The organism is Erwinia sp. MMLR14_017 (assembly GCF_033657285.1).
GTDB lineage: Bacteria > Pseudomonadota > Gammaproteobacteria > Enterobacterales > Enterobacteriaceae > Erwinia.
Genome location: NZ_JAWVWP010000010.1, coordinates 54,596 through 71,792, shown reverse-complemented (window position 1 = coordinate 71,792; position 17,197 = coordinate 54,596). Strand labels below are relative to the sequence as shown.

15 protein-coding genes are annotated in these 17,197 nt (G+C 51.4%); 7 read left to right on the top strand and 8 right to left on the bottom strand.

Features of this window, described 5'->3' with window-relative positions:
* Positions 1-8 precede the first annotated feature (8 nt).
* From SD961_RS16265 to SD961_RS16250, 4 genes are read right to left on the bottom strand one after another with little or no spacing between them, the layout of a single operon-like run.
* Positions 9-890 carry a creatininase family protein gene (locus SD961_RS16265; RefSeq protein WP_318791388.1) on the bottom strand — a complete coding sequence of 294 codons (882 nt, stop codon included), beginning with the start codon at positions 888-890 and terminating at the stop codon, positions 9-11.
* Between the two features lie 20 nt (positions 891-910).
* Complete coding sequence (locus tag SD961_RS16260; RefSeq protein WP_318791387.1) at positions 911-1,381, bottom strand: RidA family protein; 471 nt, start codon at positions 1,379-1,381, stop codon at positions 911-913.
* A 1-nt stretch (position 1,382) separates the two neighbouring features.
* Positions 1,383-2,651, bottom strand: coding sequence for an amidohydrolase family protein (locus tag SD961_RS16255; protein WP_318791495.1), 1,269 nt, complete (start codon positions 2,649-2,651; stop codon positions 1,383-1,385).
* A gap of 20 nt (positions 2,652-2,671) precedes the next feature.
* A complete protein-coding gene (locus tag SD961_RS16250) occupies positions 2,672-3,640 on the bottom strand; it encodes a PDR/VanB family oxidoreductase (RefSeq protein ID WP_318791386.1) in 969 nt (322 codons plus the stop codon).
* Positions 3,641-3,787: 147 nt separating this feature from the next.
* On the opposite strand from SD961_RS16250, the gene SD961_RS16245 reads away from it, so the two are divergent.
* The 4 genes from SD961_RS16245 (at position 3,788) to SD961_RS16230 (ending at position 8,436) form a co-directional block, all read left to right on the top strand.
* Positions 3,788-4,702, top strand: coding sequence for a LysR family transcriptional regulator (locus SD961_RS16245; RefSeq protein ID WP_318791385.1), 915 nt, complete (start codon positions 3,788-3,790; stop codon positions 4,700-4,702).
* 270 nt (positions 4,703-4,972) lie between these two features.
* Complete coding sequence (locus SD961_RS16240) at positions 4,973-5,962, top strand: ABC transporter substrate-binding protein (protein ID WP_318791384.1); 990 nt, start codon at positions 4,973-4,975, stop codon at positions 5,960-5,962.
* 11 nt (positions 5,963-5,973) lie between these two features.
* Positions 5,974-7,401 carry an amidohydrolase family protein gene (locus SD961_RS16235; protein WP_318791383.1) on the top strand — a complete coding sequence of 476 codons (1,428 nt, stop codon included), beginning with the start codon at positions 5,974-5,976 and terminating at the stop codon, positions 7,399-7,401.
* A gap of 27 nt (positions 7,402-7,428) precedes the next feature.
* On the top strand, positions 7,429-8,436 hold the full coding sequence (locus tag SD961_RS16230; protein WP_318791382.1) for an isopenicillin N synthase family dioxygenase: 1,008 nt from the start codon (positions 7,429-7,431) through the stop codon (positions 8,434-8,436).
* 201 nt (positions 8,437-8,637) lie between these two features.
* Here SD961_RS16230 and ychF read toward each other — a convergent pair whose 3' ends face one another.
* Positions 8,638-9,729, bottom strand: coding sequence for a redox-regulated ATPase YchF (gene ychF / locus SD961_RS16225; protein WP_318791381.1), 1,092 nt, complete (start codon positions 9,727-9,729; stop codon positions 8,638-8,640).
* 351 nt (positions 9,730-10,080) lie between these two features.
* On the opposite strand from ychF, the gene SD961_RS16220 reads away from it, so the two are divergent.
* Positions 10,081-11,562, top strand: a complete 1,482-nt coding sequence (locus SD961_RS16220) for a SulP family inorganic anion transporter (protein WP_318791380.1) — start codon at positions 10,081-10,083, stop codon at positions 11,560-11,562.
* A 139-nt stretch (positions 11,563-11,701) separates the two neighbouring features.
* Positions 11,702-12,355 (top strand): EAL domain-containing protein, encoded by a 654-nt coding sequence (locus SD961_RS16215; protein ID WP_318791379.1) that lies wholly within the window; start codon positions 11,702-11,704, stop codon positions 12,353-12,355.
* 592 nt (positions 12,356-12,947) lie between these two features.
* On the opposite strand, the gene SD961_RS16210 is transcribed toward SD961_RS16215, so the two are convergent.
* The 3 genes from SD961_RS16210 to pth form a co-directional block, all read right to left on the bottom strand.
* Positions 12,948-13,211, bottom strand: coding sequence for an immunity protein (locus SD961_RS16210; RefSeq protein WP_318791378.1), 264 nt, complete (start codon positions 13,209-13,211; stop codon positions 12,948-12,950).
* A complete protein-coding gene (locus SD961_RS16205; protein ID WP_318791377.1) occupies positions 13,208-15,622 on the bottom strand; it encodes an S-type pyocin domain-containing protein in 2,415 nt (804 codons plus the stop codon). The genes SD961_RS16210 and SD961_RS16205 overlap by 4 nt, the downstream gene beginning before the upstream one ends.
* A 434-nt stretch (positions 15,623-16,056) precedes the next feature.
* Positions 16,057-16,641 (bottom strand): aminoacyl-tRNA hydrolase, encoded by a 585-nt coding sequence (gene pth / locus SD961_RS16200; protein ID WP_318791376.1) that lies wholly within the window; start codon positions 16,639-16,641, stop codon positions 16,057-16,059.
* A 260-nt stretch (positions 16,642-16,901) separates the two neighbouring features.
* Between pth and ychH the strand changes: the two genes are divergently transcribed.
* Positions 16,902-17,183 (top strand): stress-induced protein YchH, encoded by a 282-nt coding sequence (gene ychH, locus SD961_RS16195; protein WP_318791375.1) that lies wholly within the window; start codon positions 16,902-16,904, stop codon positions 17,181-17,183.
* Positions 17,184-17,197: the final 14 nt, after the last annotated feature.

The window sequence follows — 17,197 nt, the reverse complement described above, 5'->3', positions numbered from 1 at the left end:
TTATTCCTTTATTCAGAGACAAAAGAAGATGAAGGAGGAGTAAAAGATGTCTGCACAAAGCCGTTCCAGTGGTGTTTGCCCCAGGTGGGTTCGCTGCGTACCTTCCATTTCATTTGGTGGATCTCGGTAATAGCTTGTGCCCAACTGGCAGCCAGCGAGTCGAGGATCGCGTGGCCTTGTTCAACGGTGGCCTGAGTAGGGTCGCCAATCACGCCGCTTGGGCCGAAATCGTAAGAAGCCCAGGCTGCGGCCGGACGGCTGCTGGAGAGCGTCGGGCAAGGGAATTCTGGTGGATAGTTGGCTACCGCATGCTCCATATGCACGCACTCAGGAGCCAGCGCCAGCATCACGGCGGTTTCACTATGACCGGCGTGCATCGCCATTTTTTGTTCTTGCGCGCTCAGATACTGGTTTTCAACGTTTGGTACACGGAACACGTCATGAGGGATCATGATCATATCGCCGTGGCGCAGACGCATCTCGCGTGAGGCCATCTGTAATACCTGCGGCTGACCGCCGTGACCGTTAATCAGCAGCAGTTTGCGGAATCCGGCGCGATATACCGATTCGGCAATCTCCAGGAGGGTCTGCAACAGCGTGTCGCCGGTTAAGGTCAACGTGCCGGGAAAATTCAGATGCTCGTCAGACTTGCCATAAGTCACCGGAGGAATGGCATAGGCTGGGATCTCTTTTGGCAAACGCGCCAGCGCGTGGCCAGCCACGCCAGAAGAGATCACGCTGTCCACTGAACAAGGCAGATGCGGGCCGTGCTGTTCGATGGCGCCAGTCGGCAATACGATAACGGTATTGGCTTTGTCTGGCAGGGCAGCAATCGCCGTCCAACTCAGGAAGGGGAGGAAACGAGCTGCGGGAATATAACCGTTAATCATACTGGCCTCGTTGTCAGACATTATTTTGTTAAGCGGGATGGCGGGAGCCAGGCCGTGGCTTCAACTTCAATCAATACCTCAGCAGCTGGCAGCATTTCACTGACCTGCACCACCGTAGAAACTGGCGGCTGCCCGGGATAAAACAGTTTTCTCACCCGGCTGTAATACGGGAAGTGATCGAGGTTGCGGAAGTACTGCACCAGTTTGATCACGTCGCTCATCTCGCCACCCGCTTCTTCAATGGTGCGGCGGATGCTTTCCAGCACATACCAACTCTGTGCAAGAATGGGGCCTTGTTTGGCATCGGTAGAGAATTCCCCGGTTTCACCCAGCAGCACACGAGCTTCGACAGGAATATCCTGAAAACCCCGCACGATAGTCGCGCTCTGAGGATTGACGGGGATAATGCCGGAGAGAAAGATGAAATCCCCGGCGCGGCGCCAGGCGGCATATTTAGCGAGCGGTTTGCCCGCTCCGGCTTCAAGACTCATATCAAAACTCCGCTTGCCATAGACGTTGATAACTCAGCTTGCCGTGGTGGATAACCACACGAGCTGCGCTGTTTAAAGGCCAGGTAACGCTGTCGCTTCCAGGGAAAATAACCAGGCTGGCGGCGGTGCCCACTGCCAGCGGCAACTCCGGCTGCGCTGTGTTTGTCAGCGGAGCGGGATTGCAAATGAGGTGTGAGTGCTGGTCAAACACGGTGTCCAGCTGAAGAGCAAATAGTCCGCAGCTCAGCGTATCCAGCGGGTCATAGCTGCCTGCCGGGCAGAAAGCATCCTGCACGTTGTCGCAACCCAACAGCACAGGAACGCCTGCCGCTTGAGCTTCTTTCAACAAGGTGATCCCTCGCTGGCGCGGCGTTTGCCCCATAACAGCGTCCTGCAACAGCAAATTGGTCATCGGCAGGGCGATCAGCGTGACGCGATGCTGAGCCAACACACTCAGCACTTCCCGTTGCTGTTGTTCAGTGCCGGAAGCCAGCGCGCAGCCGTGGCTGCAACAGATGTGGCCGCTGAACTCATTTTCACTGAGGTAATTGGCAAGCCAGACCAGGCCGTTAGCCTTATCGCTAAGCTCTTCGTCGATATGTAAATCCAGATCAAGATCCCAACGTGTGGCGCTGTGCATCAGGTTAGCCATCGCGGCTGGATCCCAGTTGGAGGAGTGGATAAACCCGCCTAACAGGCAGTGTTCACCGCTTTGCGCCACCGCACGGGCGATGCTGTTTGCTGCTTCCGCATCAGCAAAAAAGCCAAGCGGGGCCAGAGCCACTTGCTGCAGAGTGACGCCTGGTTGTTGAAGGTTGGCCATTTCATACCAGGCTACCGGCGGAGTAAGTTCGAACCAGTCGATATGCGTCCGTAAATGGGTTACGCCGTTAGCCGCAGCCCATGCCAGTGCTTGTGCCGCACGCTGGTGGATATCCTCAGCGCTCCAGTGCTGACGATCCTTGTGCAGGGTTTCAATTGCAGCTAATAAACCAGGCCTTGAAGGACGGCTGCGGCGAATCGTGAAGGTTTTATCCAGATGCGTATGCGGCTCAACCAGGCCTGGCAAAGCTAAAGCGCCCTGAACATCCCACAACTCATCCTGTTCAAGCTGAGAAGGCACCAGCGATGAAATCTTACCCTCTGCAAAGCGGATATCTGCTGCGACGGGTTCTCCGTGCTGCTGCGGCCATTCAGCCGGAAGCAGCCACGCCGGAAGACGGACGTTGGCAAGACCTGTTAATGGCGAAGTTGGTTTGGTCAGGCTCATCCCGGGAGTAGGCGTCATCATCACAGGTCAAGGACCAGAAGAGAGGATTTAGCGCGTGAACAGCACACCGTTATTTGCGTGTTCCCGGCTTTTTCTTCGTCAGTCAGCACACAATCCCTGTGATCGGGAATACCGCTGACGATATCAGTAATACAGGAGCCACAAATACCTTGTTCACAGGAGAGCATAATATCGACTTTGGCGCTCAGTAAGACTTCAGCAATCGTCTGATCCGGACTCACCAGAAAACGCTGTCCGGTTGAACTCAGCTCAATATGAAATTCGCTATTGCCGGTTTGGTTGGTTAATTCAGGGTTGCTGAAACGCTCAAAATGTAATTGATCGGGCTGCCAGTTATGCTGATGCATAATGTCCTGTAGTCGCTGAATAAAACCGTCTGGCCCGCAGGCAATTACCTTGGTTTGTGGGTCTGCCTGAGTCAGGCTGTGCGGCGTTTTCTTGCGCAGGGAATCGTTTGCTTCGCTGTAATGAAGAAACACTCGATTAGCCAGTGCCGCTGCGCGCAAACGTGGCAGGAAAGCGGCCTGCAAAGCATTTGAGACGTAGTAGTGCAGTTCAAACTCACCGCCAACAGTGGCGATTTCTTCAGCCATTGCCAGTAAAGGCGTAATACCGATCCCGCCGGCCAGCAGCAGATAACGCTTAGCACCAGGTAACGGAAAATGATTGCGGGGAGCCGAGATAGTCAGGCTGTCGCCAGGTTTAAAATGGTGGTGAATATGATGCGAGCCGCCGGAAGACTTTTCAGCGAGTTTTACGCAGACTTCGTAGTAATCCCCGTGACTTTCTTTGCTACAGAGAGAATATTGGCGGGGGCCAATCTCAGGAATATAAACGTCAATGTGCGCGCCAGCTAAATATTTCGGCAAGGAATAATTCTGCTGTGCAATTAACTGCAATAACAGGTTTCCGCAACCATTTTCAGTCATCGATTTAATCGTGACAGGAATTATTTCGGCGTCTTTCATTATGTTTTACCGTAGCGAGGTTAGACTCTTTTTTGAGTGATGAAACGATTGTTCCCGTTGCAATGAAAGCTACGTTATTGCTATAAAAGTGTTGCGTCCAGAGCTTTGATTCGCACATCCCATTGCATAAAAGAGAGCACCTACCCCATGTTTGCCTTCTCAAAGTTTCTGTTCTATTTCACTGAAGTTGCCCGTCAGGGGTCGTTCCGCAAGGCTTCTGATATCCTGCATGTGGCCGCTTCCTCCATTGACCGGCAGATCCTGAGGGTGGAAAAAGAGCTGGCGATGCCGCTGTTTGAACGGCATCCAACCGGGCTGCGGCTGACGGCGGCGGGTGAGTTATTGCTGCATGCCGCCAATAACTGGAAGAAGGATTTTTCTCGGGTGCGTGAACAGCTTGATGACCTGCGTGGGCTGCGGCGAGGCCACGTGCGCATCGCAACTATTGATGCCATCAACCGGCACTTCTTCTCGTCGATGCTCAAGAAAGTGCATCAGGACTATCCGAACATCTCGTTCACGCTGACCACCATGAATAACATCGATATCCAGCAGGCGTTGATCTCCGGCGATGCGGACTTTGGCATTATGCTTAACCCACAAAGTTCGAAAGAATTGCAGGTGCAGGCTTTCGCTGAAATCAATCTGGGGATTGTCGTGCCGAAAGGGCATCCGCTGGAGAGAAGTAACGGCGTGCGCTTTAACCAATGCCTTGAATATCCTTTTATTATCCCCTCGGCACCGCTGATGCTTTCCGGGCCAGTTGAGGCGCTGCTGAACATTAACGGCGGCATGGTCAATGAAGTGGCGGTCTCCAATAACATCCATATGATCCGCTCGCTGATCAAAGAGAAAATCGGCATTGGTATTCTGTGCTGGCTGGACATCATGGATGAAGTTTACGACGAGGAACTGGTGTTTATCCCGCTTACTGACCCGCAGCTGAAATCCTTCACGCTGTCACTTTGCGTTGCGCCTTCCAGGCAGCTGTCGCTTGCGGCTTCAATGATGCTGAAACAGCTGGAAGTGCTGTTCAGTCAGATTGACGCACCGGGCCTTTAACGACTCCTTCTGCACTAAATTGGTGCGGTTGCTCTCCTTTGAATCAAATGTTGCAGACCGCTGGCTGACGAATTCAGCGACAAACCCTGTTGAATGGCGATGGGTGAAGTTGGCATGGTTTTTGTACTACTGTAAGTGAGTAGAAGCGGTCAGTGCAGCAGAGTGCGCGGGACATTGCTCAGCAACCATTTTGCGGTTCATTTTGCGCCGGATTGGGAGGCTGAGCTGCATCTGCTTGTCCTCTCTCCGGCAACGATAAGGAGAGAAGCAATGAAATTACCATCCCGCATTTGCCTGTCTTACTGCGTGCTGAGCACGATGATGTTGGGGGCTGTTTCCTCGTCTGCCAGCGCTGAAGAGAAAATCGCTTTGTTGACTTCCTGGTACGCGCAGGCGGAGCAGGGCGGCTATTACCAGGCGCTGGCAACCGGCCTCTATAAACGTTACGGCCTGGATGTCAGCATTCAGTCTGGCGGTCCGCAGGTTAACGGTATGCAGTTACTATTAGCGAAGCGCGCAGACGTCATCATCGGCTATGATCTTCAGCTGCTTGAGGCGGTCCAGCGCGGTTTTCAGGCTAAAGCCATCGCCGCACCTTTCCAGTTTGATCCTCAGGGCTTGCTGACTCACGCTTCGGTGACTTCACTTGAAGGCCTGCAGGATAAAACCATTCTGGTGTCCAGTTCTGGTCAGGCAACCTGGTGGCCATGGCTGAAAGAACGTTACCACCTGAAAGATTCTCAGGTGCGTCCTTATACCTTCAACATCCAACCTTTTGTTGCCGACGGCAATGTTGCGCAGCAGGCTTATGTCAGCTCTGAAGTTTTTCAGGCGCAACAAGCCGGGGTGAAATCTAATTTCTTCCTGTTCTCCGAACACGGTTACCCACCTTATGGCGGCATCTTAATCACCCGTCCTGATCAGATCAGTGCCCGTAAAGAGGCGATGGCTAAGTTCGTGCAGGCCTCCATGGAAGGCTGGGTGAGCTACCTGAAAAACCCGGCCCCGGGCAATGCGCTGATCAAAAAAGAGAACCCCAAAATGACTGACGACCTGTTGGCGTGGGCGGTTCAGCAAATCAGCCAGCATCATCTGATTGATGGCGGTGATGCTGCGACCAAAGGCTGGGGCACAATGACCGAAGCCCGCTGGCAGAAAACCCGTGATTTTATGGTTAACGCTAAATTGCTGAAAGCCGACACCGACTGGAAGCAGGCCTGGACCACCGAGTTTGTCGAACATATGCAGGTCAAACCCTGAGGAGCGTTGCGATGGTTTCTGACTCATTACTGATTAAAAACGCGCACGCGATTCTGACTGGCTTACCTGGTGAAGCAGCCCGACACAGCGGGCCGGATATTCGGGTTCGCAACGGGGTTATCGAGGCGATGGGCGCGTTAACGGCTGAAGCTGAAGAGCGGCAGATCGATGCCCGAGACTGCGTGGTGTATCCGGCGTGGGTAAATACCCATCATCATCTGTTCCAGTCCTTGCTGAAAGGTGAGCCTCAAGGGCTGAACAAAAGCCTGACTGGCTGGTTAAGCGCCACGCCTTACCGTTTTCGCTCAACGTTTGATGAGCAGACTTTTCGTCTGGCGGTGCGCATCGGCCTGATCGAACTTCTGCGTTCCGGCTGCGCGACCGTTGCCGACCACAACTATCTCTACTGGCCGGACATGCCGTTCGATACCTCGGAAATTATCTTCAGAGAGGGCAAAGCGCTGGGGATGCGTATTGTGTTGTGTCGTGGCGGAGCAACGCAGGGAAGGTCGATTGAGAAAGAGTTACCCAAAGCGCTCCGCCCGGAAAACTATGACGCTTATATGGCAGACATGGAACGACTGGTTGGCCGTTATCACGACCCAAGGCCGGAATCTTTGCGCCGGGTGGTGATGGCACCGACGACGCTGTTGCATTCGGCACCGGGTTCTCAGTTGCGTGAAATGGCTAAACTGGCTCGTCGTCTGGGCATCCGTTTGCACAGCCATCTTTCAGAGACGGTAGATTATCTGGATGTGGCACGCGACAAGTTTGCGATGACGCCGGTGCAGTTCTGCGCCGCGCATGACTGGCTGGGTGACGATGTATGGTTTGCGCATCTGGTGAAGTTGCTGCCGGAAGAGATCGCCATGCTGGGGAATACCCGCACCGGGATTGCGCATTGTCCGCAAAGTAACGGGCGGTTGGGCAGCGGCATTGCCGATCTGTTGGCGCTGGAAAAAGCGGGCGTGCCCATCTCGCTGGGTGTTGACGGCGCCGCCTCGAATGAAGCGGCTGATATGCAGAGCGAAACCCACGCCGCCTGGTTGTTACAGCGTGCCCGTAAAGGGATGGAAGCCAGGCCACGTTATGACGGCGGCACTTTTGAAGGCGGCGGCGACGCGGCGACCATCGAAGATGTGGTGCGTTGGGGAACGGCTGGCGGGGCTCAGATCCTGGGTCTGCAAAAAAGTGGTTCATTGCAGCCAGGCATGCTGGCTGACATTGCCATTTACCGGCTCGACGACCCGCGCTACTTCGGACTGCATGATATGGCGATTGGTCCTGTTGCCTGCGGCGGCCGCGCCTCACTCAAAGCCTTAATGATTAACGGTAAGGTGATCGTTGAAGACGATGTGGTGCCCGGTCTCGACCTTGAAGAGATGCGCCATCAGGCGATGTCTGCGGTTCGTACCCTACAACAGCGTGCAGCTGGTTAACCCTATCCAATAAAGAGGAAAATGAACATGTCACAGTCAAACCACTCTCAAAGCTACGGGCTGCAGGAACTGGAAAAAGAGGCGCTGATGGGCGCTATGGGTGAAGAGACTTTTGCCCGCGAAGTTCGCTGTATTGACCTCTCTGACTTCGATCAACGCAAAAGCGAGATCGCCGACCAGCTCTGGCAGGCCGCTGTTGAAATTGGCTTCTTCCAGGTGAGCAACCACGGCATTGAGCTGAACGATATTCGTCACGCCTTCAGCATCACAGAATCATTCTTCTCTCTGCCGGATGAAGTAAAAGCGCAGTATCCGCTGGCGAGAAACGCCGGGTGGGAAAATAAGTCTCAGGTGCGTCCTTCAACCAAAACCCCTGATCAGAAAGAGTCTTATCAGATAACCCGTCCGTTGATGGAAGGCTTATGGCCGAGCGATCAAGAGTTGCCTGCATTCAAAGAGACGATGCTGGCCTTTGAGTCGCAGTGTTGGGCGCTGGGGATGAAGTTATTGTCCTGCTTCGCTCTGAAGCTCGGTTTCCCTGAGCACTTTTTCGAGCAGGCACACAATCCTGATGAGCAAACCTATCAGAGCACACTGCGCATGCTGCATTACTATGCGACAGAGCAGTCTGAACAAGGGATGTGGCGTGCCGGAGCGCATACCGACTTCGATTGTCTGACGCTGTTGTTCCAGCGTCCTGGTCAGGGCGGATTGCAAGTGTGCCCGGGCAAAGATCACGAAAGCCAGCAGTGGACCAGCATCGAACCAAAAGAAGAGGTGATCACCTGTAATATCGGCGACATGCTGATGCGCTGGAGCGACGACCAACTGCCTTCGAATTTCCATCGGGTAAGAAGTCCGCTGCCGGGTGAGTATCAGGGCCCGCGCTACAGTCTGGCATTTTTCTGCCAGGCCAATAAAGAAGTCGAGATCCTGGGGCCGCAAAAAAAATATCCGGCGATTGCTGCCGCAGACTATCTGCAACAGCGTATTCAGGCGAACTTCGCTAAAGGCCAGGAAAGCGGAAGGAGTTAAGGCAAGCTCAGCCGCCAGCATATTTCCTCATTACTGAGGAAGACGTGTGCGCCAACTTACCCTTACTTACCCTAAACATATCCTCTCCACAGACCACTACAGGCTGAGCAGAGCAAAAAAAACCCACGCAATTGCGTGGATTTTATGTTTTTTGTGGCTTTCATGAGATTCAATGAAACCTCATGAGACAACAGAAGCGACTTAGACGTTAAACAGGAAGTTCATCACATCGCCATCTTTAACTACATACTCTTTACCTTCAGAGCGCATTTTGCCGGCTTCTTTCGCGCCTTGCTCGCCCTTGTAGGTGATGAAGTCTTCATAGCTGATGGTCTGGGCGCGGATAAAGCCTTTCTCGAAGTCAGTATGGATTTTACCGGCTGCCTGCGGGGCAGTGGCGCCAACCGGAATGGTCCAGGCACGCACTTCTTTCACGCCAGCGGTGAAGTAAGTCTGCAGGTTCAGCAGCGAGTAACCCGCGCGGATAACGCGGTTCAGGCCAGGCTCTTCAATACCCAGCTCAGCCATAAACTCTTCGCGATCGGCATCTTCCAGCTCGGCAATATCAGATTCAACCGCAGCGCAGACGGGTACCACGACGGAACCCTCTTTGGCAGCGATCTCACGGACTTTGTCCAGATAGGGATTGTTCTCGAAGCCATCTTCATTAACGTTGGCGATATACATGGTTGGCTTAAGGGTCAGGAAGCTCAGGTAACGAATAGCCGCTTTCTCATCGTCACTCAGATCCAGCGAACGCAGCATTCCGGCCTCGGAGAGGTGCGGCAGGCACTTCTCCAGCGCAGCCTGTTCAGCTTTAGCATCTTTGTCGCCGCCTTTGGCACGCTTCTGCACGCGCTGCAATGCACGTTCACAGGTATCCAGATCGGAGAGCGCCAGCTCGGTGTTGATGACCTCAATATCATCAGCCGGATCCACTTTATTATTCACGTGGATGATGTTGTCGTTTTCAAAGCAGCGGACCACGTGACCAATAGCTTCGGTTTCACGGATGTTGGTCAGGAACTGATTACCCAGGCCTTCGCCTTTGGATGCCCCTTTAACCAGGCCCGCGATATCCACGAACTCCATAGTGGTTGGCAGGATGCGCTGTGGTTTCACGATTTCCGCCAGCTTGTCCAGACGGGAATCAGGCATTGGCACCACGCCGGTATTAGGCTCAATGGTACAGAACGGGAAGTTAGCTGCTTCGATGCCCGCTTTGGTTAACGCATTGAACAGAGTCGATTTCCCGACGTTTGGCAGGCCCACAATACCGCATTTGAATCCCATGTTTGAATCACCTTAATTGCTTGATAATCAGGAAGAAGAGTCACTTCCCAACCGGTCTGAGTTGGTTGTTACTGACAGTTACCGCGCATTATACACGGAATTATGCTGCGATTGGCGCTGATTTCTGTGAGAGAAGGCAGGATTAAGGTTGAGATCTGCCTCACAATTCCCGATACTGACTTAACTTTACAGCTGACGGAGACCGCCGCAGATGCATCGCTTCCTGCTTACGCCACCTTAAGACTCCTGCCAGCAACCTCTGTTGCGCCCCTCGTCTTTCTGACGAGTCTCTTTGCGCCCTTTTTTTAGCGGTGCAGGATTTCACCTGTATAACAATAACTGGAAATATCTATGTTTAATCTGCGCAACCTCAGGGCTGCCGACGTCAAAAACGACGTGCTGGCTGGCGCTGTTGTTTCTGTGGCCCTGATCCCGGAAGCCACTGCCTTCTCTCTGCTGGCGGGACTCTCGCCCACTATTGGGCTGCACACGGCGTTTATGCTGGGTCTGGTCACAGCACTGTTTGGCGGTAAGCCAGGCATGATCTCCGGCGCGGCCGGTTCTATCGTAGTGGTGCTGGTCAGCTTAATTCAGACGCACGGCTATGAATACGTTCTGCTGGCAACCATTTTTGCCGGGCTGATCCAACTGGCGATTGGCGTGTTCCGACTGGGTAAATTTATCCGTCTGGTGCCGCAACCGGCCATTTATGGCTTTGTTAACGGCCTGGCTATTGTTATTGCGCTGGCACAAATTCCGATGATTAAAAACCAGGGGCCGGTGATGTATGGGCTGGTAGCTCTGGCGATGCTGATTGTCTGGCTGTTCCCTAAATTGACCAAAGCGATCCCCGGCTCGCTGGCAGCGTTAATTGCTATCAGCGCCATCGCTATCGGTTTTGGGCTGGATACCAAACGCGTGGGCGACCTGGCGGATATCTCCGGTACGCTGCCGATGTTCCACCTTCCCGCCGCGCCGTTAAGCTGGGAAACGCTGAAAGTCGTGCTGCCTTACTCGGTGATTATCGCGCTGGTGGGTTTGATAGAATCCCTGCTAACGCTGGCCGTGCTTGATGAGATGGGCAGCAAGAAGGGCGATGGCAATAAAGAGTGTGTGGCGCAGGGGATTGGTAACACCATCTGCGGTTTCTTTGGCAGCTTTGCGGGCTGTGCGATGATTGGTCAGTCGATCATCAACTTCACCTCTGGCGGCAGAGGACGCATCTCGAATCTGGTCGGTGCCGTGCTGCTGATCCTGTTTGTGGTCAGCCTTTCCAAATATATCGCTCTGCTGCCGGTCGCAGCGCTGGCGGGTATTATGTTTGTGGTCTGCATTAACACCTTTGAATGGAGCTCCATCAGGCGGTTGAAGCGGATGCCGAAACCGGATGCAGTCATCATGGTGGCCGTCACCATCGTCACTATCTATACCGATCTGGCGATGGCGGTGATTTTCGGGGTGATCATTTCGGCGCTGGTCTTTGCCTGGCAGCACGCACGTATCAGTATCCTTTCCCAGCAGGAAGAGGAGGGGGAGAAAACGATCCGTCTGGAAGGGCCGTTGTTCTTCGGCTCAGCGGCCAGTTTCCAGGAGCTGTTTCACCCGGAGAATGACCCGCAAAATGTGGTGATCGACTTTGCCCGGACGCGAGTGATGGACTCCAGCGGCGTCGAGGCCATTGATAAGCTCACTGCCCGTTACCTGGCGGCTGAAAAAAGCGTGCGGTTACGCCACCTCAGCGAAGATTGCATCAGCCTGTTAAAGCAGGCCGGTCCGTTCTGTAGCCATGAGCTGGATGACCCGGATTATAAAGTTGCTGCCGACAAGGGTTGATGCATAAAGCTGCCGTCAGATTGGCCGATAGATATAAAAATCGTCGTATTGATTCGCATTTTTACAGAATGAACGGCTAAAGTTTATCTGTACGACGATTTTTACCACTGGCAGGACGCCCGCACCTTGGCAAGATGGCATGATACATAATTATAATTGCGTTCCTATTCATACAATTAACGGCGAGCTTATTGCGCTGGATCTCAAGCCGGGTGAACCAGATCGCGCCCGCGAAACATTACAGTCAATAAAACAGGACCCGGAAGCGCATCTGCTCAATCAGCTTTTGACGATTGAGCATTACGCGGACTATTTTCAGCAGCATGGCCTGTTGTGCTGCCTGACGATCAATTTTCAGCTGGCGAAAGTGGTTACACAGTCCACTTTTATTCAGCAAATTCTCAGCCATTTGCCCTTTGTTCGTCTGAAACTCTCCGAGGATTTCCCTAACCTTCACGACGGCCTTAATAATCCGCTGTTGCGCACGCTGATTGAACAGCTGAACATTCTGTGGCTGGATGATCTTGGGGCTGGCGACGCCAACCTCAACGCACTGCAATCAAAGATGTTTGAAGCGGTGAAGCTGGACCGCCAGTTTTTCCTGGATAACGTCGCCAAACCCTGGTTCAGCATTTTGATCGCCAATATCCGGCAGTACACCAACCGGGTCATTGTCGAAGGGGTGGAGAGTGAAATGCAGCTGAAAAAACTGGCCGACAGCAAAATCTGGGGCGTGCAGGGCTACTTCCTGCCGGTGCTGACGCTGAAAGAGCTGGAAGATCCCGACCGATAACCGAAGCTGTTTTAGCTGGCAGGGCGGGGCTAGACCACCTTAACCTGGTTGCTAATATAAGAATTAAAAGCGCCTGTCATCACTTTATAGATGCAGGCGCCTGTTAGCCTGGCCTTAATTAATTATTCTATTCCGTATTTCTTTTGTGCTAGAATTGAGGTTTCTGCCAGTTATATCTTCTGATTATGTGGCCTTTTTCATTTTTTTTTGCGAGCTTACATTCTTTTAAAAGTTTTTCAGTCGTTCGCAACAGTAAACCATTAGCGATAACCTCAAATTTATAGCGTACAAACCAGCGGTCAACATGTTGGTAAGAAAACGCTGGCATCAGATAAACGACAATATCTTGCACACTTTCATTTTCAAATATTTTTTGTATTCAATCATTTATTATTCCTCCCGGCCCGGACGTCGTCCGCAACTTCAGCCTCTGGTGTATATAAAGGTTGGGTTTTATTTTTATTCAAGGAGGTTTTTACTTATATTTTTATTCGACTTAAACGCGTTGTTTTGGATGGAAGGCTCTCATTTTTTTCTTAGTAATGCCCGTAGATCGTAAGCATACGGGCACGTTCTTTAATTAAATTTATCGTTATTTAATACCGTATTTTTTATCCTTAACGAACTGAGGTGGTTGCCAGTTGGGACCCTGGAAAACCTCGCCTTTCTCATCTTTATAAAGTTTGCCTTCATTTAATAATTTTTCAAAAGTACGTATAAGCAAGCCATTTTGAATGACCTCGAATCGGTTTTGCACATACCAGCTATCAATACGTGAATAGTCCAGCTTGGGAGCAAGAACCATAATAACATCTTCTACACTTTCGTTTTCAACCATGCTCTTTATATCAATCATTGAAGCTCCCTCATATCCTGTTCGTCTTGTGCAGTCTTAGCTTCTGGTGTGTATAAAGGCTGCGTTTTTTCATTTAACTTATAGTCTTCCAGCGTGGCTGAATGAGCGTTGTTCCAAATTTTCTCATCTTTGACACCATCCGGCACTTTCAGAGCTCGATACCTTTCAAGTTCCCGAATTTCATGTGTATAGAATCGTTTGTCGATATCCGTGGCCTCAAGCTCACCATTAAGGATCTTCTCCAATCGGTCAATCATCACTTTATTGCCATCAGAGGGAGGGAATCTTCCTGTATGTAATTTAACTTTGTTTACACCTTCCAGCTCAATTTCAGCATCTTTCCAGTTAAGATCCTGAATGGGTCCGCCTGCCTTATCAGAATCATATGCACGACCACTATACTTGCCTTTTGCATTGGTTTTTCCATAAGGTTCACTTAGCATAACATATACAGGTTCCACAGCCGTGGCGCTGGCATCCAGTTGCCAGTATATAAAGTCTCTTACTTCCTCTTCGGCCACAGGAGTTATGGTTATCTGTATATTATCGACTGCTTTAATTTCAGTGCCGGTATGAGTCGGCGTCGCAGGTACTGGTTGCGAAAGGGGAGGCACAGCATAATCAGCAGGATTGACAGGGTCGCCCCCAGGGAGGAAATGTGGAATTTCCATTACATCTGCTGCTTTTATTGTGTCCTCCAAATAGGGATTAACAATTATTGTTCTGGAGGGATAATATTTGGTCGGCGGAAGTGTAATAATATCTAAACCAGTTTGTCTGTCACGCTCCGCCTTCACTATGTGTACATTTCTAGAAATGCCATTTTCACCTGTTTTTAATAGTTTTAATGCCAGATGACCATTCTCTTCGACCAGTGCACCACGCACCGGCATTTCTACCGTGTTCATTTCAGGCTGGATAGCGCCTTGCCCTGCCAACATCTCAGCTTGTACCGTGAAGAGAGCAGCAGCATCAAGACCTACCTTATCGCTATCCTTTCCGGCTTCCGCAGGCCAGAAACCCGCTACAATAACGCCCGCGATACTGCTTTTTGCCAGCAAACTTACGCCAGACTCTATAGCTTTTTTTAAAGCAGCGGTGGCGGCAGTATCGGTTATGAGCGTACCTGCTCCTTCGGCAGCCAGTTGCATTCCGCCACAGGCGGCACGATTGAATGCCAGCGTAGTTGCTGCGCTCATTACTTTGGCAATATTTGTTAAATAAGGAGACGACTCAGAATATGATGGTTCCAGCCCTACGGCCGCTAAGGCGTTGGTGCGGGTGTGCTCCTCAGCTTTAAGCCGTTCTGTCTCAACTAAACTGGCGCCGGTAGCGGCTTGAACGGATTTCAGGAACCGATCTCTTTCCTCTGTTCTGGCTTTGGCCGCGGCTTCCGCTTTAGCTTTTTCTTCTGCCCTGGCTCGCGCCTCAGCTTCTGCTCTGGCTCGCGCCTCAGCTTCCGCTCTGGCTCGCGCCTCAGCTTCTGCTCTGGCTCGCGCCTCAGCTTCCGCTCTGGCTCGCGCCTCAGCTTCTGCTCTGGCTCGCGCCTCAGCTTCTGCTCTGGCTCGCGCCTCAGCTTCTGCTCTGGCTCGCGCTTCAGCTTCTGCTCTGGCTTGAGCCCTGGCGGTTGCTTCTGCATGGGCTATAACGGCATCAAGCTGGGCTTTCTCCTGGCGAACCAGGTTTATCATTGCAATTTCTCTTTCTGCCAGTTGAGTCTGCTGCCGCGCCTTAGTGATCCTGCGGCCAGATTGCGTGCTGCTCGCCCATTTTGCATTGTCAGCAATGATTTTTTTTAGCTCAGTGATTCGGGCGTCAGAGAGGTCACCTTTATATTGTGCACCGAGGCTATATTCTCCGTTGTAGATACTATTGACCCTGTTTTCACCGCTGTTGCCAAAATCATGGAGCAGATGGGCGGGAGCAGGGCCAAAATTAGAGCGGGCCGGATAATAACTCGTATATTTATCGCCAAGCGCTGTTATCGATAACGATATAAAAGAAGTATTCGATACACCGATAATCTCGCCATCTTCATTAATGTAATAGTAACCAAATTCAGTAGGTACTTTACCTTTTGCTCGGGCAAGGGCATCGCCAGCCGCACGGAGTTCATCTGTCGCTTGAGATTTTCCGCTATTTGAAGATCCCCCATTGTCTCGATCGCCGCCATGTCCCTGGCTGCCGCCGCCCGGGCTGGGTTCACTTCCTCTTTCTGAACTCCAGTTGGTGCCATCGCCCGGGCCACCGCCATAATTGAATCCCGCCATAAAATTCTCCTTTTTATATAAATAGTCCTTTAAAATGATTAACGAATTTATAGTGCTTTCGCGCGTGGAAGGAGAATATATATATTCATCGTGGGATAATGTGATCTGGATAATATTTTTCATAAACAAGGCTATGAACAAAGCAGCGGAGCGTGGAGCTTAGGGGGTTGATAATTTTACGATACGCCTGTTTTTCTGATATATTGTAAATGTGATGAACTTGTTACTTAAATCAATTAAGGTGATTTTTTAATAAACATCTGGAAAGAAAAGGAAGTCTTTATTTAAAGGAGGAGGGGGGGGGATTTATACAGGTTAAGCGGGAGTAGGGATTTCTCTTTCTGGAAAGATTATCATACAACAGACAAATTTATTCAGAAGACCCGTTAAATTTATAAATTATGCACGATATTTTTTCGTCAATTATTTAACTTTCATGAGCAATCTGCCAAGCCTTGTTGCAGCCTTTATAAAAAATCTGTGAAATTGCAATCGTATCAATTCTACGTGCAGGCTGGCTGAAGAATACTCTTCAGCCGCTCTTAAATAACCCTAACCAGTTGCTCTTAATAACCCTAACCTTTAAAGCTGTGCAGCCGGTTCATCGCTTTTAAACGGTCTTCTTTCAGCCATACTTCCGTGCAGCGTGCAGCTTCGTCAATGGCGCTGTCAATCAGCGTTTGTTCCGCCGCCTGAGGTTTACCCAGCACAAAGCCTACCACTTTATTGCGATCGCCAGGATGACCAATGCCGATACGCAACCGATGGAAGTTAAGATTGTTACCCAACTTACTGATGATATCTTTCAGGCCGTTATGGCCGCCATGTCCGCCGCCCTGCTTAAATTTCGCCACGCCCGGCGGCAGATCCAGCTCATCGTGCGCCACAAGGATCTCCTCCGGTGCAATGCGATAAAATGTCGCCATCGCGCCTACTGCTTTCCCGCTCAGATTCATAAACGTGGTCGGCACCAGTACCCTGACATCTTCGCCAGCAATATTCAGCCGCGCGGTATAGCCATAAAATTTACTCTCTTCCTTTAACGCCTGATTGTAGCGCTGTGCCAGTAAATCAACGTACCAGGCGCCTGCATTATGGCGGGTGGCGGCGTATTCAGCGCCGGGATTGGCAAGGCCTACAATCAGTTTAATGCTGCTCACTTGTCTGTTTTCCTGAGGAGTGCGAGGGATCAGGCGCTAGTGTACTTTGCTGCGCCGGAGAACTCAAAATTGTGGATGATAATCTCTCTGGAAAACAATAGTTGAGGACAGTGATAATATGAATTCTATTAAAAAGCAGGCGCTTACGCGTAAAGTTTTGTCAAACTTTGTGCAGCAAATGTGATCTGACCCGCACCGTACTGCTCAGCTATTGCATAAACTTATGACATCTGAACAAGGCTGGTAACGGGAGGGAAACAATGAAACGTAAACATGCCAATCTGACCGGAAACGCACTGATGGTGCTGGGGCTAGTGGTAATGGTAGCGGGAGTAGGTTATTCCGTACTGAATCAGCTTCCTCAATTGCAGTTACCGCAGTTTATGGTACACGGTGCTATTTTCAGCATCTTTATTGGCGCACTGTTATGGCTGGTGGGCGCGCGCGTAAGCGGACGTGAAAAAGTGTGTGACCGTTACTACTGGGTTCGTCATTATGGTGATGAGCGCTGCAGAAAATCGAACGGACACAGCCACCACTAACCTTAATGTCACTG